The sequence below is a fragment of the Streptomyces sp. NPDC026575 genome (assembly GCF_055567415.1).
This window is the reverse complement of record NZ_JBVHQM010000012.1, coordinates 1-25,429: the sequence shown is the minus strand read 5'-3', so window position 1 is coordinate 25,429 and position 25,429 is coordinate 1. Positions and strand designations below refer to the sequence as shown.

Here is a 25,429-nt window from a genome sequence, read left to right as displayed (position 1 = left end):
ATACCGTGCCGGGGTCAGGAGACGCCCAGCTCCTTGGCATTGGCCTTGAGGTCCTCGATGCCACCGCACATGAAGAACGCCTGCTCGGGGAAGTGGTCGTAGTCACCGTCCGCGATCGCGTTGAACGCGGTGATCGACTCGTCCAGCGAGACGTCCGAGCCGTCGACACCGGTGAACTGCTTCGCCACGTGGGTGTTCTGCGACAGGAACCGCTCGATACGACGGGCGCGGTGGACGGTGAGCTTGTCCTCCTCGCCCAGCTCGTCGATACCCAGAATCGCGATGATGTCCTGGAGGTCCTTGTACTTCTGCAGGATCGTCTTGACGCGCGAGGCGCAGTTGTAGTGGTCCTGCGAGATGTAGCGGGGGTCCAGGATCCGGGACGTCGAGTCCAGCGGGTCCACCGCCGGGTAGATGCCCTTCTCCGAGATCGGGCGCGACAGAACGGTGGTCGCGTCCAGGTGGGCGAAGGTGGTGGCCGGCGCCGGGTCGGTCAGGTCGTCCGCGGGGACGTAGATCGCCTGCATCGAGGTGATCGAGTGACCGCGGGTCGAGGTGATGCGCTCCTGCAGCAGACCCATCTCGTCCGCCAGGTTCGGCTGGTAACCCACCGCGGACGGCATACGGCCGAGCAGCGTGGAGACCTCGGAACCCGCCTGGGTGTAGCGGAAGATGTTGTCGATGAAGAAGAGCACGTCCTGCTTCTGCACATCGCGGAAGTACTCCGCCATGGTCAGACCGGCCAGCGCGACGCGCAGACGGGTGCCCGGCGGCTCGTCCATCTGACCGAAGACCAGCGCGGTCTTGTCGATGACGCCGGAGTCCGTCATTTCCTCGATGAGGTCGTTGCCCTCACGGGTGCGCTCGCCGACACCGGCGAACACCGACACACCGTCGTGGTTGTTCGCCACGCGGTAGATCATTTCCTGGATCAGAACGGTCTTGCCGACACCGGCACCACCGAACAGACCGATCTTGCCGCCCTTGACGTACGGGGTCAGCAGGTCGATGACCTTGACGCCGGTCTCGAACATCTCGGTCTTGGACTCAAGCTGGTCGAAGCCGGGGGCCTTGCGGTGGATGGGCCAGCGCTCGGTGACCTCGGCAGCCGCCTCCGGCTTGTTGAGGATCTCACCGAGGGTGTTGAACACCTTGCCCTTGGTGATGTCGCCGACCGGGACGGTGATCCCGGCGCCGGTGTTGGTCACCGGGGCCTGGCGGACCAGGCCGTCGGTGGGCTGCATGGAGATGGCACGGATCAGGCCCTCGCCCAGGTGCTGGGCGACCTCAAGGGTCAGGATCTTCTTGGCGCCGGCCTCGGCCGGGTCGGCGACCTCGACGGTCAGCGCGTTGTAGATCTCCGGCATCGCGTCGACGGGGAACTCCACGTCGACGACCGGGCCGATGACCCGGGCGACGCGGCCCGTTGCCGTGGCCGTTTCAACAGTGGTGGTCATAGTGGTCAGTCACTCCCCGCGGTCGCGTCGGCCAGAGCACTGGCGCCACCGACGATCTCGCTGATTTCCTGGGTGATTTCGGCCTGTCGGGCCGCGTTGGCAAGCCGCGAGAGCGACTTGATGAGCTCTTCTGCGTTGTCGGTCGCCGACTTCATCGCACGTCGCGTGGCGGCGTGCTTGGAGGCGGCGGCCTGCAGGAGCGCGTTGTAGATCCGCGACTCGACGTACCGCGGAAGCAGGGCGTCGAGGACGTCCTCGGCCGACGGCTCGAAGTCGAAGAGCGGAAGGATCTCGCCCTTGGACGACTCCGCCGACTCCGCGGCCGCCTTGTCGAGGGACAGCGGCAGCAGCCGGTCGTCGAGCGCCGTCTGCGTCATCATCGAGATGAACTCGGTGAAGACGATGTGGAGTTCGTCCACGCCGCCCTCGGCGGTGTCCTTCTGGACGGCCTCGATCAGCGGCGCGGCGATCGCCTTGGCGTCCGCGTACGACGGGCTGTCGGTGAAGCCGGTCCACGACTCCACGACCTTGCGCTCGCGGAAGCTGTAGTACGACACCCCCTTGCGCCCGACGATGTACGCGTCGACCTCCTTGCCCTCGGCCTTGAGCCGCTCGGTGAGCTGCTCCGCGGCCTTGATGACGTTGGAGGAGTAGCCGCCGGCCAGGCCGCGGTCGCTCGTGATGAGCAGCAGCGCGGCCCGGGACGGCTTCTCCGCCTCGGTCGTCAGCGGGTGCTGGGTGTTCGAGCCCGTGGCAACCGCCGTCACCGCGCGGGTCAGTTCACTCGCGTACGGTGTCGACGCCGCCACCTGGCGCTGCGCCTTGACGACGCGCGAGGCGGCGATCATCTCCATCGCCTTGGTGATCTTCTTGGTCGCGGTGACGGAGCGGATGCGACGCTTGTAGACCCGGAGCTTGGCTCCCATGGATCAGGTCCCTTCCGTCGTCACTTGCTCGTGCCGGCCTGGGCGTCCTCGCCGAGCAGCTTGCCGTCCGAGGTCTCGAACTGCTGCTTGAAGCCGTCGACGGCCTCGGAGATCGCACCGATGGTGTCGTCGGACATCTTGGCGCCCTCGCGGATGCTGGTCAGCAGGTCCTTCTTCTCCCGGTGGAGGTGGTCCAGGAGCTCCCGCTCGAAGCGGCGGATGTCCTCGACCGGCACGTCGTCCATCTTGCCGTTGGTGCCGGCCCAGATGGAGACGACCTGGTCCTCGGTCGCGTACGGGGAGTACTGGGGCTGCTTGAGCAGCTCGGTCATGCGCTTACCGCGCTCCAGCTGCGCCTTGGAGGCCGCGTCCAGGTCGGAACCGAAGGCGGCGAACGCCTCCAGCTCGCGGTACTGGGCGAGGTCCACGCGGAGCCGGCCGGAGACCTGGCGCATGGCCTTGTGCTGGGCGGAACCACCGACACGGGAGACGGAGATACCGACGTTCAGCGCCGGACGCTGGTTGGCGTTGAAGAGGTCCGACTCCAGGAAGCACTGGCCGTCGGTGATGGAGATGACGTTGGTCGGGATGAACGCCGACACGTCGTTCGCCTTGGTCTCGACGATCGGGAGGCCGGTCATCGAGCCGGCGCCCATCTCGTCGGAGAGCTTGGCGCAGCGCTCCAGCAGACGCGAGTGCAGGTAGAAGACGTCGCCCGGGTATGCCTCACGGCCCGGCGGACGGCGCAGCAGCAGGGACACGGCGCGGTAGGCGTCGGCCTGCTTCGAGAGGTCGTCGAAGATGATCAGGACGTGCTTGCCCTGGTACATCCAGTGCTGGCCGATGGCCGAGCCGGTGTAGGGCGCCAGGTACTTGAAGCCCGCCGGGTCGGACGCCGGGGCGGCGACGATGGTGGTGTACTCCAGGGCGCCGGCCTCCTCCAGCGCACCGCGCACGGACGCGATGGTGGAGCCCTTCTGGCCGATGGCGACGTAGATGCAGCGGACCTGCTTCTTCGGGTCGCCCGAGCGCCAGTTGTCGCGCTGGTTGATGATCGTGTCGACGGCCAGGGCGGTCTTGCCGGTCTGGCGGTCACCAATGATCAGCTGACGCTGGCCGCGGCCGATCGGCACCATCGAGTCGACGGCCTTGTAGCCGGTCTCCATGGGCTCGTGGACCGACTTACGGACCATGACGCCCGGGGCCTGCAGCTCCAGGGCGCGGCGGTCCTCGGACTCGATCTCGCCGAGGCCGTCGATCGGGTTGCCCAGCGGGTCGACGACGCGGCCGAGGTAGCCCTCGCCCACGGCGACCGAGAGCACCTCACCGGTGCGCTGCACCGGCTGGCCCTCCTCGATACCGCTGAACTCGCCGAGGACCACCGCACCGATCTCGCGCTCTTCCAGGTTCAGCGCAAGACCGAGCGTGCCGTCCTCGAACTTCAGCAGCTCGTTCGCCATCGCCGAGGGAAGGCCCTCGACCTTCGCGATGCCGTCTCCGGCCTCGCTTACCGTGCCGACCTCCTCGCGCGAGGCCGCGTCCGGCTTGTACGCCTGGACGAAGTTCTCCAGCGCGTCCCGGATCTCCTCCGGCCGGATCGTGAGCTCCGCCATCTGGGTTCCCTGCTCTCCTTGTTGGGCCCGAAGTTACTTGCGGGGGTCTGGGGGATGTCCCCAGGGGGTTTCCGCCTACGGCCCAACTCGGGCCGCCGTCATGCTTGTGCTGGTCCCCGGGGCTTCTTCCGGACCGCAGCCGGACCTCTCGGTCCGGCCGGCTGGCCCGGCGCCTGGCCGCCGGTTGTGCAGCTCTTGAGTTGGTGGCTGGGTCAGCCGGCCATCCGCCGGGCCGCCTCGTCGAGGCGCTCCGCGATGGTCCCGTTGATGACCTCGTCGCCGATCCGTACCTGCACACCGCCGAGGACCTCGGGGTCCACGTCGAGGTTCAGGTGGATCTGCCGTCCGTACAGCGAGGACAGGGAGGCGCTCAGCCGCTCCCGCTGCCCGTCGCTGAGGGGCACCGCGGAGGTGACCACCGCGACCATGCGGTCCCGGCGGCTCGCCGCCAGCTTGGAGAGGGCGTCGAGCCCCGCTTCCAGGCTACGGCCCCGCGGCTGTGCGACAAGACGGATCACGATCCGCTCGGTGACCGGGTTGGCCCGGCCGCCCAGCAGCGAATGCAGCAGCTCCGTCTTGGCCGCGACCGTCGCGTTCGGGTCGGTCAGCGCACGACGCAGCTCGCCGTTGGAGCCGACGATCCGGGCGAACCGGAACAGCTCGTCCTCGACGTCGTCGAGCCCGCCGGCCCGCTGGGCCGCGACGAGGTCGGCGCTGAAGGCCAGCTCCTCGAGCGCGTCCGTCAGGTCGCGCGAGCGCGACCAGCGGGAGCGGACCATGCCGGTGACCAGGTCGAGAGCCGGTCCGCCGATCTGGCCGCGGAGCAGCCGTCCGGCCAGTTCGGCCCGCGCCTCGCCGGCCTGCGCCGGGTCGGTCAGGACCCGACGCAGCGACACCTCGCGGTCGAGCAGAGCGGTGACGGCAGCCAGCTCCTCGGCGAGCTTCGCCGCGTCGACGGCAGCGTCGTCCGTCAGCGCGTTGAGCTGCTCGCGTGCGGAGGCGAGTGCCTCGCGGCTCGCTCCGTTCATCGGCCGGCCTCAGCCTTCGTCGTGTCCGTCGCCGCCTGGGCCTCGAGCTCGTCGAGGAAGCGGTCGATGGTCCGGCTCTGCCGGGCGTGGTCCTCAAGGGACTCGCCGACGAGCTTGCCGGCCAGCTCGGTGGCGAGCGTGCCCACGTCCTGCCGCAGTGCCTGCGCAGCCGCCTTGCGGTCCGCCTCGATCTGGGCGTGACCGGCAGCGATGATCTCCTCACGCTGCCGCTGGCCCTCGGCGCGCATCTCAGCAATGAGAGTCGCACCCTGCTCCTGCGCCTCCTGGCGCAGGCGAGCGGCCTCGTGGCGGGCGTCGGCCAGCTGGGCCCGGTAGTCCGCGAGCACCTGCTGGGCCTCGGCCTGAATCGCCTCGGCGTCCTCCATCCGGCCTTCGATCAGCTTCCGACGCTCGTCCAGAACCTTGTTGATGGTCGGGAGGAGCTTCTTGGCCAGGATGCCGAAGACGATGAAGAACGCGAGCAGGCCGATGACCAGCTCCGGGATCGGCGGGACCAGGGGGTTCTCGGGAACCTCCGCCGCCATGTTCACCAGGGGCTTCACATCAGTGCCTTCCGTCTAAATGGGTGTCGATGTGGTTCGTTTACTTGAAAACGAAGCCCATGACGATGCCGATGAGGGCGAGCGCCTCACAGAAGGCGAAACCCATGATCTGGTTGGTGCGGATCAGGCCGGCGGCCTCGGGCTGACGAGCCAGGGCCTGGGTGCCGTTACCGAAGATGATGCCGACGCCGACGCCGGGGCCGATCGCGGCGAGGCCGTAGCCGATGGCGCTGGCGCTGCCGGTGAAGGCGGTCGCGGAGGCGAGGTTGACAGTCTCGAGAGCAGCGGACATGCCGTTACTTCCTTCTCATTTCACGGACCGGTGGGGGTTGGCCACCGGACAGCTGTTGGGGCTGGGAGGCGGGGTGCTCAGTGGTGCTCGGCGAGCGCGCCCTGGACGTAGTTGCAGGCCAGGAGGACGAAGACGTACGCCTGGACAGCCTGGATGAAGAGCTCGAAGGCCGTCATCACGAGGGTCATGAGGAACGAGGCGCCGGCGTAGACGATGCCGATGCCGTTCAGCAGGTACCAGCTCGCGATGGTGAACATCAGGATCAGCAGGTGGCCGGCGAACATGTTGGCGAAGAGCCGGACCGCGTGGGTGAAGGGCCGGATGATCATGTTCGACAGGAACTCGATGACGACGATCAGCGGGAGCACCCAGCCGAGCGACTTGTCATAGCCCGAGACGTTCTTCAGACCGCCGATGAAACCGTGCTTCTTGAAGGTCAGGTAGACCCACAGGATGTAGACGATCGCCGCGAGGCCGATGGGGAAGGCGATGACCGATGTCACCGGGAACGCCATGACCGGAATGATCGACCACAGGTTCATGATCCAGACGAAGAAGAACAGCGAGACCATCAGGGGGACGTACTTCTCGCCCTCCTTCTTGCCCAGCGCGTCATAGACCAGGCCGCGGCGCACGAAGTCGTAGCCCGCCTCGCCGACCATCTGGAGCTTTCCGGGCACGACCTTGGCCCGGCCGAATGCGGCCCAGAAGAACCACACCACGACGACCGTGCTGAGCAGAGCCAGCAGCATCGGCTTGTTGAACTCGTAGCCGCCGATCGTGAAGAGCGGTTCGAATACGAACGAATGAAGACCCGGGGCCTCGAAGCCACACCCCGGAATGAGGAGGTGGCACTCCGTGTTGAAGGCGAGCATCGTTTCAGCACTCACCGCGGGCTCCTTCAGCGTGGCGCATGGGTACGGCAACCTCGTTGTGTCGGCGCGGCGTTGAGCCACGGAGCGGCACTGGACTGGTCTTACGGATTTGGGGGCGGCCGGCCGGCGCTGGGCCGGGCCGGATCACAGGCATCGGCCGCGAGAACTGCCCGTTTCCTTGAGTGGAACTCGGGAGCTCAGCCGCCTGCGCCATCTGTGCCGCAGTTGGCACCGGACGATAGCAGGCCCGCATGAGGGCATTTATTTCGGCCCTACGTGTCACGTCGGCGACCCCGCCGTCTCCGCCTTCTTCGCATCGGCAGAGTCGGGATCAACGTAAAGAACTTTCGCCTTCATATGGCCGCGGGTCTGCGCCGCGATCCACATGAGGGTCGTGCCGAGCAGGGTGAACGCAAATGCCTTGGTGTCGAAGAGGGTTGTGTCCTTGAAGGCGATCAGGAAGACCAGCACGAACAGGATCTGCGTCGTGTAGAGCAGCAGGCCCATCATCTGGAACAGCTGCGGGAGGTTCTTCGCGGTCTTCTGCAGGACAACCAGGCCCGCCCCCATGACGAGCATCACCAGCGCGGTGCCGACGACGGCGCCGATCGCTCCCTGCGCGCCCGCGACCACCGCGCTCACGACAACGGCGAGGGCGCCGATGGCGAGCGTGGGCACAACGGCGTGAAGGAGTAGTCGGGCGTCATTCGACTGCATGGCGGCGCTCCGGCAAAGGGTGTGGGGTGTGTCGTCAGGGACGAGCGTAGACCCGGCCTGAGGCTGAACCTGAGGCCCAAGGACAGTCGCACTACGGTCCTTCGGCTCTGTCGCCGGGTTTCGTGAACGGTATCACAAACTATTTGATGAGGTCTTTACCTGGTTCGTGTGGACCCTGTCACACCTGAGCGTGAACCTGCGCGTTGGTGCACTGACGGCCGGCTTTTTGTCTGGTATGGGGTCAACCGCCCCGGTTTTCGATGCCCGTTCGGGCGACCGGACAGCCGTATCAGCGATGACTCCCCGCCCTCCGGCGGTCCACGAAGCGTGACCGGTCGCCGATCGCGGTGGCCCCGTGGAGGCCCGCCGGGACCGGCTCGCGCTCCTCCTCCGCCGCATCGGCGCTCCCGCCGTCCGCCCCCGCCATCGCCGGTGCCACGGCCGTACGGGTGACCCTGCGGTAGCGGGGCGGAACCATCCACTCCGCCCAGCGCGGCGCCCGCGGGGTGAAGCGCGGCAGCAGGAGCAGCACCAGGCCGACCGCGCTCAGCAGCACGATGCCCAGCACGATCCACATGCTGGCGTTGTTCGCCGAGTACGCGACCGCGCCGAACGCGATCAGCGCCGACCAGAAGTACATGATCAGCACCGCCCGGCTGTGCGAGTGCCCGATCTCCAGCAGCCGGTGGTGCAGATGCCCGCGGTCGGCGGCGAACGGCGACTGGCCCTTCCACGTACGGCGCACGATCGCCAGGATCAGGTCGGCGACCGGCACCGCGATGACCGTCAGCGGAAGCAGCAGCGGGATGTAGACCGGCACCATCGCGTGGGTGGCCTCGCGCAGACCGCCCGCCTTCAGGTTGAGCAGGTCCGGGTCGACCTGGCCGGTCACCGAGACCGCGCCGGCCGCCATCACCAGGCCGATCAGCATCGACCCCGAGTCGCCCATGAAGATCCGCGCCGGGTGCATGTTGTGCGGCAGGAAGCCCAGGCACATGCCCATCAGGACGACCGAGAACAGCGTTGCGGGCGCGGCCGCCTCGATGCCGTAGCCGAACCACATCCGGTACGCGTACATGAAGAACGCCGCGGCCGCGATGCACACCATGCCCGAGGCCAGACCGTCCAGGCCGTCCACGAAGTTCACCGCGTTGATGGTGATCACGACCAGCGCGACGGTCAGCAGCGTGCCCTGCATCGGGGTCAGCGAGACCGTGCCGACGCCGGGGATCGGGATCCACAGGATCGTCAGGCCCTGCAGGACCATCACACCCGCGGCGATCATCTGGCCGCCGAGCTTGACCAGCGCGTCGACGCCCCACTTGTCGTCCAGCACGCCGAGGATCCAGATCAGCGCGGCGCCCGACAGCAGCGCCCGCGGCTCGTTGGAGTTCTCGAAGACGCTCTTGAGGTTGGTCAGATGCGAGGCGACCAGCAGGCCGGCGCACAACCCGCCGAACATCGCGATGCCGCCGAGCCGCGGTGTCGGCTCGCGGTGCACATCGCGCGCGCGGATCTCCGGCATCGCACCGGCCGCGATCGCGAACTTCCGCACCGGCCCGGTCAGCAGGTAGGTCACCGCGGCCGTGACGCACAGCGTCAGCAGGTATTCACGCACGGGCTGCCCCATTGGTATAGCTGGCCATCACAGCCCCACACCCTATGCGTGTCCGCCCCCTGGCCGTGAATACAGGAGAAGACGTCACGCGTCAGCGGACGGTTCCCGCCATCATCCGTGATCCGGATATGGCGGAAAGGCGTGGACCAATGCGACGGTCCTGGAGCGGATCTCGCCGTCCTCCCGCAGCGCCCCGACGATCAGCTCCGCGACCCGCTCCATCTCGGCCTCGCCCATCCCCTGGGTCGTCACCGCGGCGGTGCCCAGCCGCAGCCCGTTCCGGCGTGTCGCGGCCCGGTCGGCGCAGGGCAGCGCGCAGGTGTCCAGTACGATCCCGGCGGCCGCCAGCCGGCCCCTGGCGGTGCGGGCGTCCAGGTCGAGGGGCGTGGTGTCGGCGGTGATCAGATGGGTGTCGGTGCCGCCGGTGGTGATCGACAGGCCCTGCTCGGCCAGCGCCCCGGCGAGCGCCCGGGCATTGGCCACGACCTGGCGGGCGTACCCCGCGAAGGCGGGCGTGGCGGCCTCCGCGAAGGCGACGGCCTTGGCGGCGATCGCGTTCATCTGTGCACCCCCTTGAGTGAAGGGGAACACCGCGCGGTCGATCCGTTCGGCCAGTTTCGCCCCGCAAAGGATCAGCCCGCCGCGCGGCCCGCGCAGGACCTTGTGTGTGGTACCGCACACCACGTGCGCGTACGGGACGGGGCTGGGCGCCGCTCCCCCGGCGATCAGCCCGAGCGGGTGCGCGACGTCGGCGATCAGATACGCGCCGGTCTCGTCGGCGATATCGCGGAAGGCGGCGTAGTCGATGTGCCGGGGGTAGGAGATCGAGCCGCAGACGATCGCCTTGGGGCGGCGGGCGCGGGCCAGCTCGCGGATCACGTCGTAGTCCAGCAGCCCGGTCTCCTCGTCGAGGCCGTAGCCCGCGAAGTCGAACCAGCGGCCGGAGAAGTTGGCCGGCGATCCGTGGGTGAGGTGTCCGCCGTGCGGCAGGGACAGGGCCAGGACGGTGTCTCCCGGGCGCAGCAGGGCGGCGTAGGCGGCCAAAACGGCCGAAGACCCGGAGTGTGCCTGGACGTTGGCGTGTTCGGCGCCGAAAAGGGCCTTGGCGCGCTCCACCGCGATCCGCTCGGCGAGGTCGACGATCTCGCAGCCGCCGTGGTGCCGGGCTCCCGGATAGCCCTCGGCGTACTTGTTGCCCAGCGGGGAGCCGAGGGCGGCGAGGACGGCCGGTGAGGTGAAGTTCTCCGCGGCGATCAGCTGCAGCCCGTCGCTCTGCCGGGCGCTCTCGCCGAGCAGTACGCCGGCGATCTCGGGGTCCTGGCTCAGCAGCGCGGCGAAGTCCGGCGCGCCGGCCGGGTGGGTGACCCCCTCGCGGGCGGCGGCCCGGGCCCGTTCCTCGGCCGCCTCGGCCCCGCCGGCACCGGGGCCGGCTGCGGGCTCGGCGGCCGGCGCACGACCGGCCGGGGACTCGCTGCGGGGTGACGCGGTGGTAGCGGGCATCGCTGGCTCCGGGCCTCGTACGGGGACGTAGTCCCAATGTAGGCGCGGTGCGAGGATCGGGCGCGGTGTGCGGTCCTGTCGGGGATACCGGGGGTCCGGCGCCCGCGCCCAGGGCCCTGCTACGCCCGTGCGGGGACTCCCGTGAGGGCGGTGACGACCGGGTCCAGCGCCTGGTTGATCTCGTCGCCGATGGAGCGGAAGAAGGTGATGGGGGCCCCGTAGGGGTCGTAGACCTCGTCGGACTCCGGGTTGGGCGCCAGCAGCCAGCCGCGCAGCGCGGCGGCGGCGCCGACCAGCGCACGGGCCCGCTCGACCAGCCCGCCGTCCGGCAGGTCCGGGTCGGGTTCGGGCAGCGTGGCGGGGTCTATGGCCCGCACCAGCCGGTTGAACTCCTTGAGCGTGAAGGTGCGCAGTCCCGCGGAGTGGCCCATCGAGATCACCTGCGCGCGGTGGTCGCGGGTGGCGGTGAGGACCAGGTCGGCGCGGATGACGTGCTCGTCGAGCAGCTCCCGGCCGATGAAGCCGGCCGGGTCCGCGCCGTAGTCCGCCAGCACCGTGGCGGCGTGCGCCTCCATGGGGGCGCCCTCATGCCCCCAGGTGCCGGCGCTCTCGACGACCAGCCCGCCGCAGTGGGCACCGCCCAGGCGCAGTTCCAGGGCATGGCGGTGCAGCCGCTCGGTGATCGGCGAGCGGCAGACGTTGCCGGTGCTGACGTGGAGGATCCGGAAGGGGGGTGCGGGGGGTACCGGGGGAGGGGTGTCGCCGCCTGGTCCCGCTATGCCACGCCCCAGGGGCGCCATCAATTGGCCACCTCGAGCTCGGGTACCACCTTGCGCAGCTCGTCCGCGCTGATCGCGCCCTCGCGCAGCAGCACCGGGACCTTGCCGGTGACGTCGACGATCGAGGACGGTACGGCGGCGGGCGTGGGGCCGCCGTCGAGGTAGACGGAGACCGAGTCGCCCAGCATCTCCTGGGCGGCGTCGCAGTCCTGCGGGGACGGGTGGCCGGTGAGGTTGGCGCTGGAGACGGCCATCGGGCCGAATTCGGTGAGCAGCTCGATCGCGACGGGGTGCAGCGGCATCCGCACCGCGACCGTGCCGTGGGTCTCGCCCAGGTCCCAGGTCAGCGACGGCTGGTGCCGGGCGACGAGGGTGAGCGCGCCGGGCCAGAAGGCGTCGACCAGCTCCCATGCCTGCTCGGAGAAGTCGGTGACCAGCCCGTGCAGGGTGTTGGGGGACCCGACGAGGACCGGCGAGGGCATACCGCGGCCGCGGCCCTTGGCCTCCAGCAGGTCGCCGACGGCCTCCGCGCTGAAGGCGTCCGCGCCGACGCCGTAGACCGTGTCGGTCGGCAGCACGACCAGCTCACCGCGGCGGACGGCCGAGGCGGCTTCGCGCAGACCGGTCGCGCGGTCGGTCGCGTCGCTGCAGTCGTATCGCCGTGCCATTACGTCTCCTTCGCGCTGCGGTTCGTCAAATACGATAGTGCGGAGGGAAACCGCACTGTCACGCTCTGTTCCACGCCGCAGGGCGGCGGGCAGGGCTCGTCCGTCGTGAGACCCCTCCGGTGGCCGAGCGAGAAGCCCTTCGGGGCGGAGTCACTACGGGACCTCCTCGTGCGCAACGGGGCGTAATGGTCCGGTGCCCGGTTCACGGCATCGCCCTTCGGGCGGTCGCGAAACGCGGGCGGTTGTTGAGATCGGGGTGGTCGGCCGCGTCCGCCCATCCCTTCTCCTCGGTGAAGATCCACGGCACTTGTCCGCCCTGGGTGTCGGCGTGCTCGATGACGACCAGGCCACCGGGCCGCAGCAGGCGGTGTGCGGTCCGCTCGATGCCACGGATGGTGTCCAGGCCGTCCTGGCCCGAGAACAGCGCCAGCTCCGGGTCGTGGTCGCGGGCCTCGGGGGCGACGTACTCCCACTCGGTCAGCGGGATGTACGGCGGGTTGGAGACGACCAGGTCGACCTGCCCGTCCAGTTCGGGAAGCGCGGTCAGCGCGTCACCGTGATGGAGAACGACGCGGGACCCCTCGACGTTCTTGCGGGCGTACTCCAGGGCCTCTTCGGACAGCTCCACGGCGTGCACCCGCGAGCGCGGCACCTCCTGCGCCAGCGCCAGGGCGATCGCCCCGGAGCCGGTGCACAGGTCGACGATGAGCGGTTCGACGACGTCCATGGCGCGTACGGCGTCTATCGCCCAGCCGACCACCGACTCGGTCTCCGGCCGGGGCACGAACACTCCCGGCCCGACGTGGAGTTCGAGGTAGCGGAAGAACGCCCGGCCGGTGATGTGCTGGAGCGGCTCACGCGCCTCGCGGCGGGCGATCGCCTCCCAGTAGCGGGCGTCGAAGTCCGCGTCGGGGACGGTGTGCAGCTGGCTGCGCTTGACGCCGTGCACATGCGCGGCGAGCTCCTCGGCGTCGAAGCGCGGCGAGGGCACGCCGGCGTCGGCCAGCCGCTGGGTGGCCTGCGCCACCTCGGCGAGCAGCAGAGACCGGGGGCTCGGCCCGCGGCGGGGCCGCTGGGGGTCGCTGTGCCCCCCGGGGGATTGCTGCACTGGGGTCCTCCAGCCGGTTCGTGCAGGGTCTTACGGGTCGTGCCGCCTTACTGGGCGGCGGCGAGCTTGGCGGCCGAGTCGGCGTCGACGCACGCCTGGATGACCGGGTCGAGTTCGCCGTCGAGCACCTGGTCCAAGTTGTACGCCTTGAAGCCGACGCGGTGGTCCGAGATGCGGTTTTCCGGGAAGTTGTACGTGCGGATGCGCTCGGAGCGGTCGACCGTGCGGACCTGGCTGCGCCGGGCGTCGGACGCCTCGCGCTCGGCCTCTTCCTGGGCGGCGGCCAGCAGCCGGGAGCGCAGGATGCGCATCGCCTGCTCCTTGTTCTGCAGCTGGCTCTTCTCGTTCTGGCAGGAGACGACGATGCCGGTGGGCAGGTGGGTGATGCGCACCGCGGAGTCGGTGGTGTTGACCGACTGGCCGCCGGGGCCCGAGGAGCGGTAGACGTCGATCCGCAGGTCGTTGGCGAGGATCTCGACCTCGACCTCCTCGGCCTCGGGCGTGACCAGCACGCCGGCGGCGGAGGTGTGGATCCGGCCCTGCGACTCGGTGGCGGGCACGCGCTGGACGCGGTGCACCCCGCCCTCGTACTTCAGCCGCGCCCACACGCCCTGTCCGGGCTCGGTGGCACCGCCGCCGCCCTTGGTCTTCACCGCGACCTGGACGTCCTTGTAGCCGCCGAGGTCGGACTCGTTGGCGTCGAGGATCTCGGTCTTCCAGCCGACCCGCTCGGCGTAGCGCAGGTACATCCGCAGCAGGTCGCCGGCGAACAGCGCGGACTCCTCGCCGCCCTCGCCGGCCTTGACCTCCAGGATGACGTCCTTGTCGTCGCTGGGGTCGCGCGGGACGAGCAGCAGCCGCAGCTTCTCGGTCAGCTCCTCGCGCCGGGCGTCGAGCTCCTTGACCTCGTCGGCGAAGTCCGGGTCGTCCTGGCTGAGTTCGCGCGCGGTGTCGATGTCCTCGCCGGTCTGCTTCCAGTCGCGGTAGGTCGCGATGATCGGGGTGAGTTCGGCGTAGCGCTTGTTGAGCCGCATGGCCTCGCGCTGGTCGGCGTGGACCGCGGGGTCGGCCAGCCGCTTTTCGAGATCGGCGTGCTCGCCGATCAGTTCTTCGACCGCCTCGAACATCGTGGGTTCCTCTGCTGGCTGGTGGCTGTGTCTCCCGGGGACTGCTTCTGCGGCTTCGCCGCGCCGCCCCCGGCCCCCCGGCCGGACGGCTGGGACGACGAAACAAAGACGCCGGTCCGGTCACCCCAGGACAGGGGCGACCGGAAACCGGCGCCTTGAGAGTCGCTACTTCTTGGCAGCGGCGGCCTTGCCGAAGCGGGCCTCGAAGCGGGCCACGCGACCGCCCGTGTCCATGATCTTCTGCTTGCCGGTGTAGAACGGGTGGCACTCGGAGCAGACGTCGGCGCGGATGCTGCCGCCGGCAACGGTGCTACGGGTGGTGAAGGACGCGCCACAGGTGCAGCTGACCTGGGTCTCGACGTACTCCGGGTGGATGTCGCGCTTCAAGGGATTCTCCTAGGTTCGGGAGTGCACCGGGTCGTGTCGCGGATTACGTCACGTGAACCGGGGCCGACGGTCCAGTCTGCCAGGACTAGCCGTATCTCCCAAAACCGGGGTACGTGCCCGGCTATTCCCCGGCCGGTTTCCGGGCCCGGCGGACCCCCGCGACGGGACCGTGCGGCTACTTCACGTAGCTGTCCGTGCCGCCCTTGTCGCCGGCCGAGCCCTTGATCGCGGACTTGGGGATGTCCCGGTCCAGCCGCAGCGCGTCCCAGACCTGCTTGCCCTGCTTGGTCAGCGGCACCACGCGGTCGGGGTTGGCGGTGTCGTACGCGACCGGCAGCGTCACCATGTCGATGCTCTGCGAGCCGATGGAGCCCAGGCTCTTGGCCAGCCCGGTCAGCTCGCCGACCGAGTTGAGGTCGGTGTCGGTGGTGATGGCCTTGGTGGCCGTGTCGGCGACGTCGTAGAGCTTGGCGGGGTTGGTGAGCAGGCCGACGTTCTTGACCTGGTTCATCAGGGCCTTGATGAACGTCTGCTGGAGCTGGATGCGGCCCAGGTCGCTGCCGTCGCCGCCGGGCACGCCGTGCCGGGTGCGGACCAGGCCGAGCGACTGCTCGCCGTCGAGGGTGTGCTTGCCGGGCCGCAGATGCAGATGGCTGCTGTTGTCGTCGATCGCCTTGCTGGTGGTGATCTCCACCCCGCCCAGCGCGTCGATGAGCTTCTTGAAGCCGGTGAAGTCCACCTCGATGAAGTGGTCCATCCGGATCCCGCTGATCGATTCGACGGTCTTGACGGCGCAGGCCGGCCCGCCGACCTCGAACGCGGTGTTGAACATGGCTCGCTGCTCACCGGGGACGTTCTTGCCGTCCTTGGTGCTGCACGAGGGCCGCTCGATCAGGGTGTCGCGGGGGATGCTGACGACGCTGGCCTTCTTGTGGCCCTTGTAGACGTGCACGACCATCGCGGTGTCGGAGCGGGCGCCGCCCTCGTCCCGGCCGTAGTCGCCGTTCTTGCCGGCCCGGGAGTCGGACCCCATGACGAGGATGTCCATCGATCCGTCGTCGACGTTCTTGGGCCGGTCGTGGCCCAGGGCGGCGTTGATGTCGACGCCCTTGAGGTTGCCGTTGAGCTTGAAGTAGACGTATCCGAGTCCGGCGCCACCGAGCAGTACGGCGCTGACCACCGCGCACAGCGAGATGGTCAGTACCCGGCGGCGCCGGCTGGGCGCCTTGCGCCGGCGGCCCGTGGCACGTATGCCGCGAGCTCGGCTTTCGGCCGTCGCGGTCCCGCTGCTGTCCGCCATCTGCTCCTCAGTCCTTGGTCGCTCGGCTACCCCTCGCCGCCGCCGTGCTGCGTGCTGTCACGGCCCGTTGCTCCTTGTCAGACGGGAGGTCGACGGGAAGGGTTGCACAGCGTTCGGTGAGCGATTTCTTAGAAATTCGCCGAGGCGCTCATGGACGGGACGCGCGGGCCGCCCCTCTCACCTGGCCTTTCGTCCGGTTTTCGGCCATGGCTGAAACGTTGCCTCGGAAGCGGATCTGTGCCGAAGGTCTCAGATGGGGACTTCGTGCGGACCTCCGGACGCGGCACGGCTCACCAGCTCACCGGCTCCGGCGCACGCCGTACGGGGCACGCAGCACACAGCCCCCCTCACCCGTATGGGCGAGGGGGGCTGTGGCGCAGGCGCCGGGGCGTCAGTCGTTGCCGTTGCCCGCGGTCGGCGTCGTCTTCTGGATCTGCAGCAGGAACTCCGCGTTGGACTTGGTCTGCTTCATCTTGTCCAGCAGCAGCTCGATCGCCTGCTGCTGGTCCAGGGCGTGCAGCACCCGGCGCAGCTTCCAGACGATGGCCAGCTCGTCGCTGCCCATCAGGATCTCTTCCTTACGGGTACCGGACGCGTCCACGTCCACCGCCGGGAAGATCCGCTTGTCGGCGAGCTTGCGGTCGAGCTTGAGCTCCATGTTGCCGGTGCCCTTGAACTCCTCGAAGATCACCTCGTCCATCCGCGAGCCGGTCTCGACCAGCGCGGTGGCCAGGATGGTCAGCGAGCCGCCGTCCTCGATGTTGCGCGCGGCACCGAAGAACTTCTTCGGCGGGTAGAGCGCGGTGGAGTCGACACCACCGGACAGGATGCGGCCCGAGGCCGGGGCGGCGAGGTTGTACGCACGGCCCAGACGGGTGATCGAGTCCAGCAGCACGACCACGTCGTGGCCCAGCTCCACCAGGCGCTTGGCGCGCTCGATGGCGAGCTCGGCGACGGTGGTGTGGTCCTCGGCCGGGCGGTCGAAGGTCGAGGAGATGACCTCGCCCTTGACCGACCGCTGCATGTCGGTGACCTCTTCGGGACGCTCGTCGACGAGGACGACCATCAGGTGGCACTCGGGGTTGTTGCGGGTGATCGCGTTGGCGATCGCCTGCATGATCATGGTCTTGCCGGTCTTCGGCGGGGCCACGATCAGACCGCGCTGGCCCTTGCCGATCGGCGAGACCAGATCGATGATCCGGGTCGTCAGCGCGCCGGACTCACCTTCCAGGCGCAGTCGCTCCTGCGGGTAAAGGGGCGTCAGCTTTCCGAACTCCGGCCGCCCGCGGCCCTGTTCGGGCGCCACGCTGTTGACCGTGTCGAGCCGGACCAGCGCGTTGAACTTCTCGCGCCGCTCGCCGTCCTTGGGCTGGCGGACCGCGCCGGTGACGTGGTCGCCCTTGCGCAGGCCGTTCTTGCGGACCTGGGCGAGCGAGACGTAGACGTCGTTCGGGCCCGGGAGGTAGCCGGAGGTCCGGATGAACGCGTAGTTGTCGAGGATGTCCAGGATGCCCGCGACCGGGATCAGGACGTCGTCCTCGGACACCTGCGGCTCGTTGCCGAAGTCCTCGCGGCCACCACGGCGGCCACGGCGGTCGCGGTAGCGGCCGCGACGGCCCCGGCGGCCGCCCTCGAAGTCGTCGTCGTCATCCCGGCGGTCGCGCTGGCGCTGGCCGCCCTGGCCGCCCTGGCCGCCGTCGCCGGCGTCGCCCTTGCGGCCGCGGTCGCCGCGGTCGCCACGGTCGCCGCGGTCGCGCTGGCGCCGCTCGCCGCGCTCGCCCTTCTGCCCGCGCTCCTGACGCTCGCCCTTGCCGGGCCGGCCCTCGCCGGTCTCCTGCGGGGACACCGCGGTCTCGGTCCTGGCGTCCGCCTTGAGCTCGGTCTTCACCTCGACCTTGGTGTCGGTCTTGACGTCGCCCGCGGTCTCCGGGCTGCCCGCGGCGGCGGTCGCCCGGCGCCGGCGGCGCTCGCCGGCCGGCTGCTCGTCGCTGACCGGCTGACCCGGGATGTCGATCTGCTGCTGGGCGCCGGTCTTGTCCGCGGCCTTGTCGGCCTTGGCGCCGCGCTCGGCCTTGTCCGCCTTGGCGGCGGGCTCCGCGCCGTCGTCGCCGGTACGGGCCTTGGAGGTCGTACGGCGCTTGGGCTTGGTCTCGGTGTCGGCGGGTGCGTCCTTGGCAGCGGTGCCCGAGCCCGCGGCCTGCCTCTCCTTGATGACCTCGATCAGCTGGCTCTTGCGCATCCGCGCGGTGCCCTTGATACCGAGGCCGGAGGCGACCTGCTGCAGCTCTGCCAGGACCATGCCGTCAAGGCCGGTGCCGGAACGGCGGCGCCGCGTGGTGGCAGGCGCGGCGGGAGCGTCCGTGGCGGGCGTGGTGGCACTGCCATCGGTGCGCGCGCCCATCAGATCGGTGGTGTCGCTCACGAAGGGTCCTTCCCTGGAGCGGGCGTCGGCCTGTCTGGCTCGGCGACCGGTTGTGCTGTCCGGCTGGGTCCTTGGTCTCGTGGACTGGGCCGGGGCGGTGGTCCCGCCGGAAGTGGCGGAGAAATCAATTCATTGGTTCCGGCGCGATGAGATGCAGAGTGACTCATGTCGTCACGCCGATTCCGGAGCAAGCTCGCTACTGCTCAGGCAACTGCTCCAAGCAGTTTGGGAGGCTCCCGGAAGAAAGGTGGTCCCGAATGGGGACACGAAGCACAGCGCCACTGCGGCGTCTCGTACTCACTTGAGGTTAACACTACCGGATCCAACAAACATTCCCCCTCTCAAAGACCGGCAATCGTCGATCACCCGTGTGATCACCCGGCGAGCGGCAGCACACAGGCCCCTGCCGCGTCGAGGGTCAGCCGGTTGGCCGCCCACCCCTCACCCGCCAGCGCCGCGACCTTCTCGGCCGCCGCGTCCTCGACCAGCGCGAGCACCGTGGGGCCCGCACCGGACACGACTGCAGGGACGCCGTCCGCGCGCAGTCGGTTCACCAGGGCCACGCTCTCCGGCATCGCGGGGGCGCGGTACTCCTGGTGGAGTCGGTCCTCGGTCGCGGCCAGCAGCAGCTCGGGGCGCCTGGTCAGGGCCTCGACGAGCAGTGCGGCGCGGCCGGCGTTCGCCGCGGCGTCCACATGCGGGACGGTACGCGGCAGCAGTCCGCGGGCGGTCTCGGTGAGCACCGGTTTCCCGGGCACGAAGACCACCGGAACGATGGAATCGGCCGGATCCATCCGGATCGCCCGCGCGGTTCCGGTGTCCATCCAGGCGAGCGTGAAGCCGCCCAGCAGGCAGGCGGCGACGTTGTCGGGGTGGCCCTCGATCTCGGTGGCCAGCTCCAGCAGCGCGGTGTCGTCGAGCTTCTGCTCGCCGCCTATGGTCACCGCGCGGGCGGCGACGATGCCCGCGCAGATGGCGGCCGAGGAGGAGCCCAGGCCGCGGCCGTGCGGGATGCGGTTGGCGCAGACGATTTCCAGGCCGCGCGGCTGGCCGCCGAGCAGCTCGAAGGCGGTGCGCATCGACCGTACGAGCAGGTGGCTCTCGTCACGCGGCAGGGTGTCGGCGCCCTCACCTGCGATGTCGATGTGCAGCCCGGAGTCGGCCACCCGCACCACGACATCGTCGTACAGGCCCAGGGAAAGACCCAGGGCATCGAAGCCGGGACCGAGATTGGCGCTGGTAGCGGGGGTGCGCACCCGGACGGCGGCGGCGCGGAACGCGGGACCGGCCATCGCTCGATGACTCTCCTTGATTGATGCTGCGGTACTGCCCCGAAGCGCCGCGGCACCGAGATGCCCGGCCGGCTCGTGGGGTCTGTTCTGACCTGCCCTGAACACCACTGCGTTATGCGGTGGGGAGGGGAGTTGGCTGCCAGCCTATCGAAGGAAGGTTCTGTCGCGACATAGGGCGCACAGGAGGCGCACGATGCGTGTCGCGCGCCTTCCCGCGCCCCGGCACGGCCTTCACCGGGCTTTGCAGCCTTTGCACACTTTGCAATGTGCGGGTGACGGGACGCCGAGCGCCCCGTCACCGGGTGCCGTATGCGCAGGTCAGCGCCGTACGGCGGGAGGTGCTACGCGAGGCCGAGCCGCTCGGCCGCGGCGTCCGCGTCGATCGGGACCGTGACCGGCTGCGGCGCTCCGGCCACCGCCCAGTCCGGGTCCTTGAGGCCGTTGCCGGTCACCGTGCAGACGATGCGCTGGCCGGGGTCGACCTTGCCCTCCTCGGCGGCCTTGAGCAGGCCGGCGACGGACGCGGCCGAGGCGGGCTCCACGAAGACGCCCTCCTGAGCGGCCAACAGCCGGTAGGCGGCCAGGATTTGACGGTCGGTCACCTCGTCGATGAAGCCGCCGGACTCGTCCCGGGCGCGCTCGGCGTTCGCCCACGAGGCGGGGTTGCCGATGCGGATCGCGGTGGCGATGGTGTGCGGGTCCTTGACGACCTCACCGCGCACGATCGGCGCACTGCCGGATGCCTGGAAGCCCCACATGCGCGGGGTGCGGCCGGCGATGCCGTCGGCCGCGTACTCCTGGTAGCCCTTCCAGTACGCCGTGATGTTGCCGGCGTTGCCGACGGGCAGCACATGGATGTCCGGCGCGTCGCCGAGCATGTCGACGATTTCGAAGGCGGCGGTCTTCTGCCCCTCGATGCGCACCGGGTTGACGGAGTTCACAAGTGCGACCGGGTAGTTGTCGGACAGGCCCCGGGCCAGCGTCAGGCAGTCGTCGAAATTCCCGTCGATCTGGAGGATCTTCGCGCCGTGCACCAGCGCCTGGCCCATCTTGCCGAGCGCGATCTTGCCCTGCGGGACGAGCACCGCGCAGACCATCCCGGCCCGGACCGCGTAGGCGGCGGCCGAGGCGGAGGTGTTGCCGGTGGAGGCGCAGATGACGGCCTTGGCGCCCTCCTCCTTGGCGCGCGTGATGGCCATCGTCATGCCCCGGTCCTTGAAGGAGCCGGTGGGGTTGGCACCCTCGACCTTGAGGTGGACCTCACAGCCCGTGCGCTCGGAGAGCACCTGGGCCGGTACGAGGGGCGTGCCGCCCTCCCGGAGGGTGACGACCTCGGTCGTGTCGCTGACCGGAAGCCGGTCACGGTATTCCTCGATGATTCCGCGCCACTGACGGCTCGCGGTGGAATTGGCAGACATGGGTTCCTTTACTCCCCTTCGACCCGCATGATGCTGGCGACACCGCGGACGGTGTCCAGCTCGCGCAGTGCCCCGACGGTCGACGACAGGGCCGCGTCGGCCGCTCGGTGGGTGACGACGACGAGGGAGGCCTCGCCGTCCTTGCCCTGCTGACGGACCGTATCGATCGATACGCCGTGTTCGGCGAAGACCGTCGCGACCTGCGCAAGAACGCCGGGCTTGTCGGCCACGTCGAGACTGATGTGGTACCGCGTGACGACCTCGCCCATGGGGCCGACCGGCAGCGCGGTGTAGGCGGATTCGCCCGGTCCGGTGGCCCCGGCGAGCTTGTTGCGGCAGACCGCGACGAGGTCTCCGAGCACCGCGGAGGCGGTCGGCGAACCGCCCGCACCCGGCCCGTAGAACATCAGCTGGCCGGCCGCGTCGGCCTCGACGAAGACCGCGTTGTAGGCCTCGCGGACGGACGCGAGCGGATGCGTCAGCGGAATCATGGCGGGGTGCACCCGCGCGGTGACCGAGCCGCCGTCGGCCGCCCGCTCGCAGATGGCCAGCAGCTTGACCGTGCAGCCCATCCGCTTGGCGGAGGCGATATCGGCCGCGGTGACCTCCGTCAGCCCCTCGCGGTGCACATCGTCGATGGTCACCCGCGTGTGGAAGGCGATACCGGCCAGGATCGCGGCCTTGGCGGCGGCGTCGAAGCCCTCGACGTCGGCGGTCGGGTCGGCCTCGGCGTACCCCAGGGCGGTCGCCTCGTCCAGCGCCTCGCTGTAGCCGGAACCCGTCGAGTCCATCTTGTCGAGGATGAAGTTGGTGGTGCCGTTGACGATGCCGAGGACCCGGTTGACCTTGTCGCCGGCCAGCGACTCGCGCAGCGGCCGCACCAGCGGGATCGCGCCCGCGACGGCGGCCTCGTAGTACAGGTCCGCGCCGTTGGCCTCGGCCGCCGCGTGCAGCGCCGCGCCGTCGGCGGCGACCAGCGCCTTGTTGGCGGACACCACGCTCGCGCCGTGCTCGAAGGCGGTGGTGATCAGCGACCGCGCGGGCTCGATCCCGCCGATGACCTCGATGACGACGTCGATGTCGCCGCGTTTGACCAGCGCGGTCGCGTCGGTGGTGACCAGCTCGGCCGGCACGCCGGCGCGCACCCTGTCCGGGCGGCGCACGGCGATCCCGGCGAGTTCCACCGGCGCGCCGATGCGGGCCGCGAGGTCGTCCGCGTGCGTCGTCATGATGCGCGCCACCTCTGAGCCGACAACACCACAGCCCAGGAGCGCCACCTTCAGCGGACGCGTACGCATCATTCGACCTCTGCTTCTCATCGATTTTCGGCTTGCTCATGCACCAGCAGCCGGCCTGCTCATGCACCAGTCTCACGCACCGGACGGCAGATTCCGCCCGTCGTCCGGATGCCGAGACATTTATTTCATCCGGGGCCGGGCCCCGGCGATCCGGCCCTACCCGACATCCAACCGCAGGAGATCTTCCTCCGTCTCGCGCCGGACGATCACCCTGGCCTCGCCGTCCCTGACCGCCACGACCGGCGGCCGCAGCGCGTGGTTGTAGTTGCTCGCCATGGACCGGCAGTACGCACCGGTGGCCGGCACCGCGAGCAGGTCCCCGGGCGCCACGTCGGCGGGCAGGAAGGCGTCGCGTACGACGATGTCGCCGCTCTCGCAGTGCTTGCCGACCACCCGCGACAGCATCGGCTCGGCGTCGGACGTGCGCGACACCAGGGCCACGCTGTACTCCGCGTCGTACAGGGCGGTGCGGATGTTGTCCGACATCCCGCCGTCCACGGACACATACGTCCGCAGGCCCTCCAGCTCCTTGACCGTGCCGACCTCGTAGAGCGTGAAGGCCGTCGGCCCCACGATCGCGCGCCCCGGCTCGACCGACAGCCGCGGCACGCCCAGCCCCGCCGCCGCGCACTCCTTGCGCACGATCTCGCTCAGCGCCTTGGCGATCTCGTGCGGCTCGCGCGGATCGTCGTCCGAGGTGTAGGCGATGCCGAGTCCGCCGCCGAGGTCGATCTCGGGCAGTTCGATGCCGTGCTCGTCGCGCACCTCGGTCAGCAGCTGCACCACGCGGCGGGCGGACACCTCGAAGCCCGCCATGTCGAAGATCTGCGAGCCGATGTGGCTGTGGATGCCGATGAGTTCCAGACCGTCGAGCTTCAGCGCGCGGCGTACGGCCTCGGCGGCCTGCCCGCCCGCCAGCGCGATCCCGAACTTCTGGTCCTCGTGGGCGGTCGCGATGAACTCGTGCGTATGCGCCTCGACACCGACCGTGACCCGGATCTGCACGCGCTGGCGCTTGCCGAGCCGCTCGGCGATATGCGCGACGCGCACCATCTCCTGGAAGGAGTCCAGCACGATCCGCCCGACCCCGGCCTCGACGGCCCGGGTGATCTCCTCGGTGCTCTTGTTGTTGCCGTGCAGCGCGATCCGCTCGGCGGGCATCCCCGCGGCCAGCGCCGTCGCCAGCTCGCCGCCGGAGCAGACGTCGAGGTTGAGGCCCTCCTCGTGCAGCCACCGCACGATGGCCCGGGAGAGGAACGCCTTGCCGGCGTAGAAGACGTCGGCGTCCGGCCCGAAGGCGTCCTTCCAGGCCCGGCAGCGCGCCCGGAAGTCGTCCTCGTCCAGGAAGTACGCCGGCGTGCCGAACTCCTCGGCGAGCGCGGTCACGTCCAGCCCGCCGACGGTCACCACACCGTCGGCGTTGCGCCGGACCGTACGGGACCAGACGCGCGGGTCAAGGGTGTTGAGATCGGCGGGCGGCCCGGCGTAGTGCCCCTCGGGCAGCACGTCGGCGTGCCGGGGCCCTGCGGGATGCGCGGAACGGCTCATGGCGTGGAGATCCCCTCAAAATTCGTTCATCAGAGGTGTTCGGGAGCGGAGATGCCGAGCAGGCGCAGGCCGTTGGCGAGCACCGTTCCGCCGGCCTCGGCAAGGGCCAGGCGGGCACGGTGCACGGCCAAGGGTTTCTCGTCCCCTACGGGCAACGGCGCAAAGGCGTCGTGCCACCGGAAGAAGGCGTCCGCCGTCGCCTCCAGATGCCGCACCACCCGGTCCGGCGCCCGCAGCCGCGCGGCGCTCTCGACGACCGAGGGATAGGTGGCGAGGAGGGTGTGCAGGGACTGCAGGCTGTGGTCGGCGGGCCCGTCCGCGGCGCTGACCGCCGACGGGGCGCCCACGTCCCCCGGCTCGCCGGTGAAGCCCAGCTCGCGCGCGCCGCGCACCAGCGCCCGGCTCCGCGCATGGGCGTACTGCACCCGGAAGCGCGGATTGCTCTCCCGCTGCACCAGGCGCTCGGGCACCCGCACCGGATCGTGGGCGGCGGGCCGCAGCAGCACCCAGCGGGCCTCGTCGGAACCCAGCCGGCCGATGAGGGCGGCCAGCTCCTCGGGGGCGGCGGACCGCGCATCGCCGTCGACGCGGCCGGCCGGACCCCGCGCCCGGCGCCCCGCCGCCACCTCGATCCGCGCCAGCACCTCGGCCACGACGGCCTCGCGGGCACCGCAATCGGCCGCGACCGTCTCGCGTTCGCCGGAGCCGGCCGCAGGACCGGCCTCGGAACCCGTCCCGGAACCGGCCGCAGCACCGCCGACCGGGCCGTCCCCCGCACCGCGGTCCCCGTACCGCTCCCCCTGCGCCAGCACGTCCCGTACGAGCGCGGCCTGCGCCCCCTCACCCAGCGTGAAGTTCAAAAAGCCCGGACCGGCGATCTCGACCCGGGCGATCCCGGCGCTCCCGGCCAGCCGCTTCCGCAGAATCTCGGCGACCTCCCGGGCGGGCCGCCCCGCCGGCCCGGCGAGCTGCAGCGCGACATTGGAGGCGTAGTCCCCACACCCCGGCCGCGGCGGCGGCTGCACAACGATCCGCGCCGGCACGGGCACGGAGAGCTCCTGCTCCTCCACGGCACCGCGCACGGAGCGCAGGACGGTACGGGAGAGCTCAGCGGGGGTCACGGGACAAGCGTATGGGAGAACAGGGGCATCCACGCGACCCGGTTTCGCCTTGTGGACACTCTGCGGCGCCCCCGGCCCGGCCCACCGGGCGTACGGGGCCCAGCCGAGCACGGCCTGCGCTCACCAGCGCCCGGCCGTGCACGGGGCTCGGGCTCACCGGGCCCCATCCGTGCAGGGCGCTTGGGCTCACCTGGACGCCAGCCGGGCAGGGCGCTTGGGCTCACCAGGGCCGGCCGAGCGCCACCGGGTCACCCAGGCTCGATCGGTCCAGCCGGGCCGCCTAGGGCCTGTCCGATGGGTCGGGGTCGGAAAGGCCGCGGCGTCTGGTGCGGTGCATCGCAAGGCGCCGGAGCGTCTCGATAGCGGAGCTAT

Annotated in this window: 22 protein-coding genes; all 22 read right to left on the bottom strand. The window is 70.2% G+C overall.

Annotated features, from left to right (window positions below):
- Positions 1–14: 14 nt before the first annotated feature.
- Positions 15–1,457: a F0F1 ATP synthase subunit beta gene (gene atpD, locus ACZ4NB_RS18335; RefSeq protein WP_467662672.1), complete on the bottom strand. Its 1,443-nt coding sequence runs from the start codon at positions 1,455–1,457 to the stop codon at positions 15–17.
- Between the two features lie 5 nt (positions 1,458–1,462).
- On the bottom strand, positions 1,463–2,383 hold the full coding sequence (locus ACZ4NB_RS18330; protein ID WP_393493318.1) for a F0F1 ATP synthase subunit gamma: 921 nt from the start codon (positions 2,381–2,383) through the stop codon (positions 1,463–1,465).
- Between the two features lie 20 nt (positions 2,384–2,403).
- Positions 2,404–3,996, bottom strand: coding sequence for a F0F1 ATP synthase subunit alpha (atpA, locus tag ACZ4NB_RS18325; RefSeq protein ID WP_467662670.1), 1,593 nt, complete (start codon positions 3,994–3,996; stop codon positions 2,404–2,406).
- A gap of 212 nt (positions 3,997–4,208) precedes the next feature.
- Positions 4,209–5,024, bottom strand: a complete 816-nt coding sequence (locus ACZ4NB_RS18320; RefSeq protein ID WP_467662668.1) for a F0F1 ATP synthase subunit delta — start codon at positions 5,022–5,024, stop codon at positions 4,209–4,211.
- Positions 5,021–5,569: a F0F1 ATP synthase subunit B gene (locus ACZ4NB_RS18315; protein WP_467662980.1), complete on the bottom strand. Its 549-nt coding sequence runs from the start codon at positions 5,567–5,569 to the stop codon at positions 5,021–5,023. The genes ACZ4NB_RS18320 and ACZ4NB_RS18315 overlap by 4 nt, the downstream gene beginning before the upstream one ends.
- A 58-nt stretch (positions 5,570–5,627) precedes the next feature.
- Positions 5,628–5,879, bottom strand: a complete 252-nt coding sequence (gene atpE, locus ACZ4NB_RS18310) for an ATP synthase F0 subunit C (protein WP_030414140.1) — start codon at positions 5,877–5,879, stop codon at positions 5,628–5,630.
- Between the two features lie 77 nt (positions 5,880–5,956).
- Positions 5,957–6,754 (bottom strand): F0F1 ATP synthase subunit A, encoded by a 798-nt coding sequence (gene atpB / locus ACZ4NB_RS18305; RefSeq protein WP_467662978.1) that lies wholly within the window; start codon positions 6,752–6,754, stop codon positions 5,957–5,959.
- Between the two features lie 279 nt (positions 6,755–7,033).
- Positions 7,034–7,471, bottom strand: a complete 438-nt coding sequence (locus tag ACZ4NB_RS18300) for a hypothetical protein (protein WP_393493326.1) — start codon at positions 7,469–7,471, stop codon at positions 7,034–7,036.
- A 289-nt stretch (positions 7,472–7,760) separates the two neighbouring features.
- Positions 7,761–9,101, bottom strand: a complete 1,341-nt coding sequence (locus ACZ4NB_RS18295; protein WP_467662665.1) for an MraY family glycosyltransferase — start codon at positions 9,099–9,101, stop codon at positions 7,761–7,763.
- 99 nt (positions 9,102–9,200) lie between these two features.
- A complete protein-coding gene (locus ACZ4NB_RS18290) occupies positions 9,201–10,589 on the bottom strand; it encodes a serine hydroxymethyltransferase (protein WP_467662663.1) in 1,389 nt (462 codons plus the stop codon).
- Between the two features lie 119 nt (positions 10,590–10,708).
- A complete protein-coding gene (locus ACZ4NB_RS18285) occupies positions 10,709–11,392 on the bottom strand; it encodes an arsenate reductase/protein-tyrosine-phosphatase family protein (RefSeq protein ID WP_467662661.1) in 684 nt (227 codons plus the stop codon).
- Positions 11,389–12,036, bottom strand: a complete 648-nt coding sequence (locus ACZ4NB_RS18280) for an L-threonylcarbamoyladenylate synthase (protein ID WP_393493337.1) — start codon at positions 12,034–12,036, stop codon at positions 11,389–11,391. The genes ACZ4NB_RS18285 and ACZ4NB_RS18280 overlap by 4 nt, the downstream gene beginning before the upstream one ends.
- A 202-nt stretch (positions 12,037–12,238) precedes the next feature.
- Positions 12,239–13,078, bottom strand: a complete 840-nt coding sequence (prmC, locus tag ACZ4NB_RS18275; RefSeq protein WP_467662976.1) for a peptide chain release factor N(5)-glutamine methyltransferase — start codon at positions 13,076–13,078, stop codon at positions 12,239–12,241.
- 113 nt (positions 13,079–13,191) lie between these two features.
- A complete protein-coding gene (prfA, locus tag ACZ4NB_RS18270; RefSeq protein ID WP_467662659.1) occupies positions 13,192–14,271 on the bottom strand; it encodes a peptide chain release factor 1 in 1,080 nt (359 codons plus the stop codon).
- Between the two features lie 165 nt (positions 14,272–14,436).
- Complete coding sequence (rpmE, locus tag ACZ4NB_RS18265) at positions 14,437–14,658, bottom strand: 50S ribosomal protein L31 (RefSeq protein ID WP_033266704.1); 222 nt, start codon at positions 14,656–14,658, stop codon at positions 14,437–14,439.
- 175 nt (positions 14,659–14,833) lie between these two features.
- Positions 14,834–15,958 carry an LCP family protein gene (locus ACZ4NB_RS18260; protein WP_467662657.1) on the bottom strand — a complete coding sequence of 375 codons (1,125 nt, stop codon included), beginning with the start codon at positions 15,956–15,958 and terminating at the stop codon, positions 14,834–14,836.
- Positions 15,959–16,349: 391 nt separating this feature from the next.
- Complete coding sequence (rho, locus tag ACZ4NB_RS18255; RefSeq protein WP_467662655.1) at positions 16,350–18,380, bottom strand: transcription termination factor Rho; 2,031 nt, start codon at positions 18,378–18,380, stop codon at positions 16,350–16,352.
- 374 nt (positions 18,381–18,754) lie between these two features.
- Positions 18,755–19,672 carry a homoserine kinase gene (thrB, locus tag ACZ4NB_RS18250; RefSeq protein WP_467662653.1) on the bottom strand — a complete coding sequence of 306 codons (918 nt, stop codon included), beginning with the start codon at positions 19,670–19,672 and terminating at the stop codon, positions 18,755–18,757.
- Between the two features lie 341 nt (positions 19,673–20,013).
- A complete protein-coding gene (gene thrC / locus ACZ4NB_RS18245) occupies positions 20,014–21,090 on the bottom strand; it encodes a threonine synthase (protein WP_467662651.1) in 1,077 nt (358 codons plus the stop codon).
- 8 nt (positions 21,091–21,098) lie between these two features.
- Complete coding sequence (locus ACZ4NB_RS18240) at positions 21,099–22,391, bottom strand: homoserine dehydrogenase (protein ID WP_467662649.1); 1,293 nt, start codon at positions 22,389–22,391, stop codon at positions 21,099–21,101.
- Between the two features lie 153 nt (positions 22,392–22,544).
- On the bottom strand, positions 22,545–23,936 hold the full coding sequence (gene lysA, locus ACZ4NB_RS18235) for a diaminopimelate decarboxylase (RefSeq protein WP_467662647.1): 1,392 nt from the start codon (positions 23,934–23,936) through the stop codon (positions 22,545–22,547).
- A gap of 29 nt (positions 23,937–23,965) precedes the next feature.
- Positions 23,966–25,057: an ArgS-related anticodon-binding protein NrtL gene (gene nrtL / locus ACZ4NB_RS18230; RefSeq protein ID WP_467662645.1), complete on the bottom strand. Its 1,092-nt coding sequence runs from the start codon at positions 25,055–25,057 to the stop codon at positions 23,966–23,968.
- Positions 25,058–25,429: the final 372 nt, after the last annotated feature.

Coding starts and splice junctions, on each gene's coding strand:
- atpE (WP_030414140.1), bottom strand. CDS start 5,879: ATGTCCGCTGCTCTCGAGACTGTCAACCTCGCCTCCGCGACCGCCTTC.
- atpA (WP_467662670.1), bottom strand. CDS start 3,996: ATGGCGGAGCTCACGATCCGGCCGGAGGAGATCCGGGACGCGCTGGAG.
- thrC (WP_467662651.1), bottom strand. CDS start 21,090: ATGTCTGCCAATTCCACCGCGAGCCGTCAGTGGCGCGGAATCATCGAG.
- ACZ4NB_RS18280 (WP_393493337.1), bottom strand. CDS start 12,036: ATGGCACGGCGATACGACTGCAGCGACGCGACCGACCGCGCGACCGGT.
- atpD (WP_467662672.1), bottom strand. CDS start 1,457: ATGACCACCACTGTTGAAACGGCCACGGCAACGGGCCGCGTCGCCCGG.
- lysA (WP_467662647.1), bottom strand. CDS start 23,936: ATGAGCCGTTCCGCGCATCCCGCAGGGCCCCGGCACGCCGACGTGCTG.
- ACZ4NB_RS18240 (WP_467662649.1), bottom strand. CDS start 22,391: ATGATGCGTACGCGTCCGCTGAAGGTGGCGCTCCTGGGCTGTGGTGTT.
- ACZ4NB_RS18260 (WP_467662657.1), bottom strand. CDS start 15,958: ATGGCGGACAGCAGCGGGACCGCGACGGCCGAAAGCCGAGCTCGCGGC.
- ACZ4NB_RS18315 (WP_467662980.1), bottom strand. CDS start 5,569: ATGGCGGCGGAGGTTCCCGAGAACCCCCTGGTCCCGCCGATCCCGGAG.
- ACZ4NB_RS18330 (WP_393493318.1), bottom strand. CDS start 2,383: ATGGGAGCCAAGCTCCGGGTCTACAAGCGTCGCATCCGCTCCGTCACC.
- ACZ4NB_RS18290 (WP_467662663.1), bottom strand. CDS start 10,589: ATGCCCGCTACCACCGCGTCACCCCGCAGCGAGTCCCCGGCCGGTCGT.
- ACZ4NB_RS18295 (WP_467662665.1), bottom strand. CDS start 9,101: ATGGGGCAGCCCGTGCGTGAATACCTGCTGACGCTGTGCGTCACGGCC.
- ACZ4NB_RS18300 (WP_393493326.1), bottom strand. CDS start 7,471: ATGCAGTCGAATGACGCCCGACTACTCCTTCACGCCGTTGTGCCCACG.
- atpB (WP_467662978.1), bottom strand. CDS start 6,754: ATGCTCGCCTTCAACACGGAGTGCCACCTCCTCATTCCGGGGTGTGGC.
- thrB (WP_467662653.1), bottom strand. CDS start 19,672: ATGGCCGGTCCCGCGTTCCGCGCCGCCGCCGTCCGGGTGCGCACCCCC.
- prfA (WP_467662659.1), bottom strand. CDS start 14,271: ATGTTCGAGGCGGTCGAAGAACTGATCGGCGAGCACGCCGATCTCGAA.
- ACZ4NB_RS18320 (WP_467662668.1), bottom strand. CDS start 5,024: ATGAACGGAGCGAGCCGCGAGGCACTCGCCTCCGCACGCGAGCAGCTC.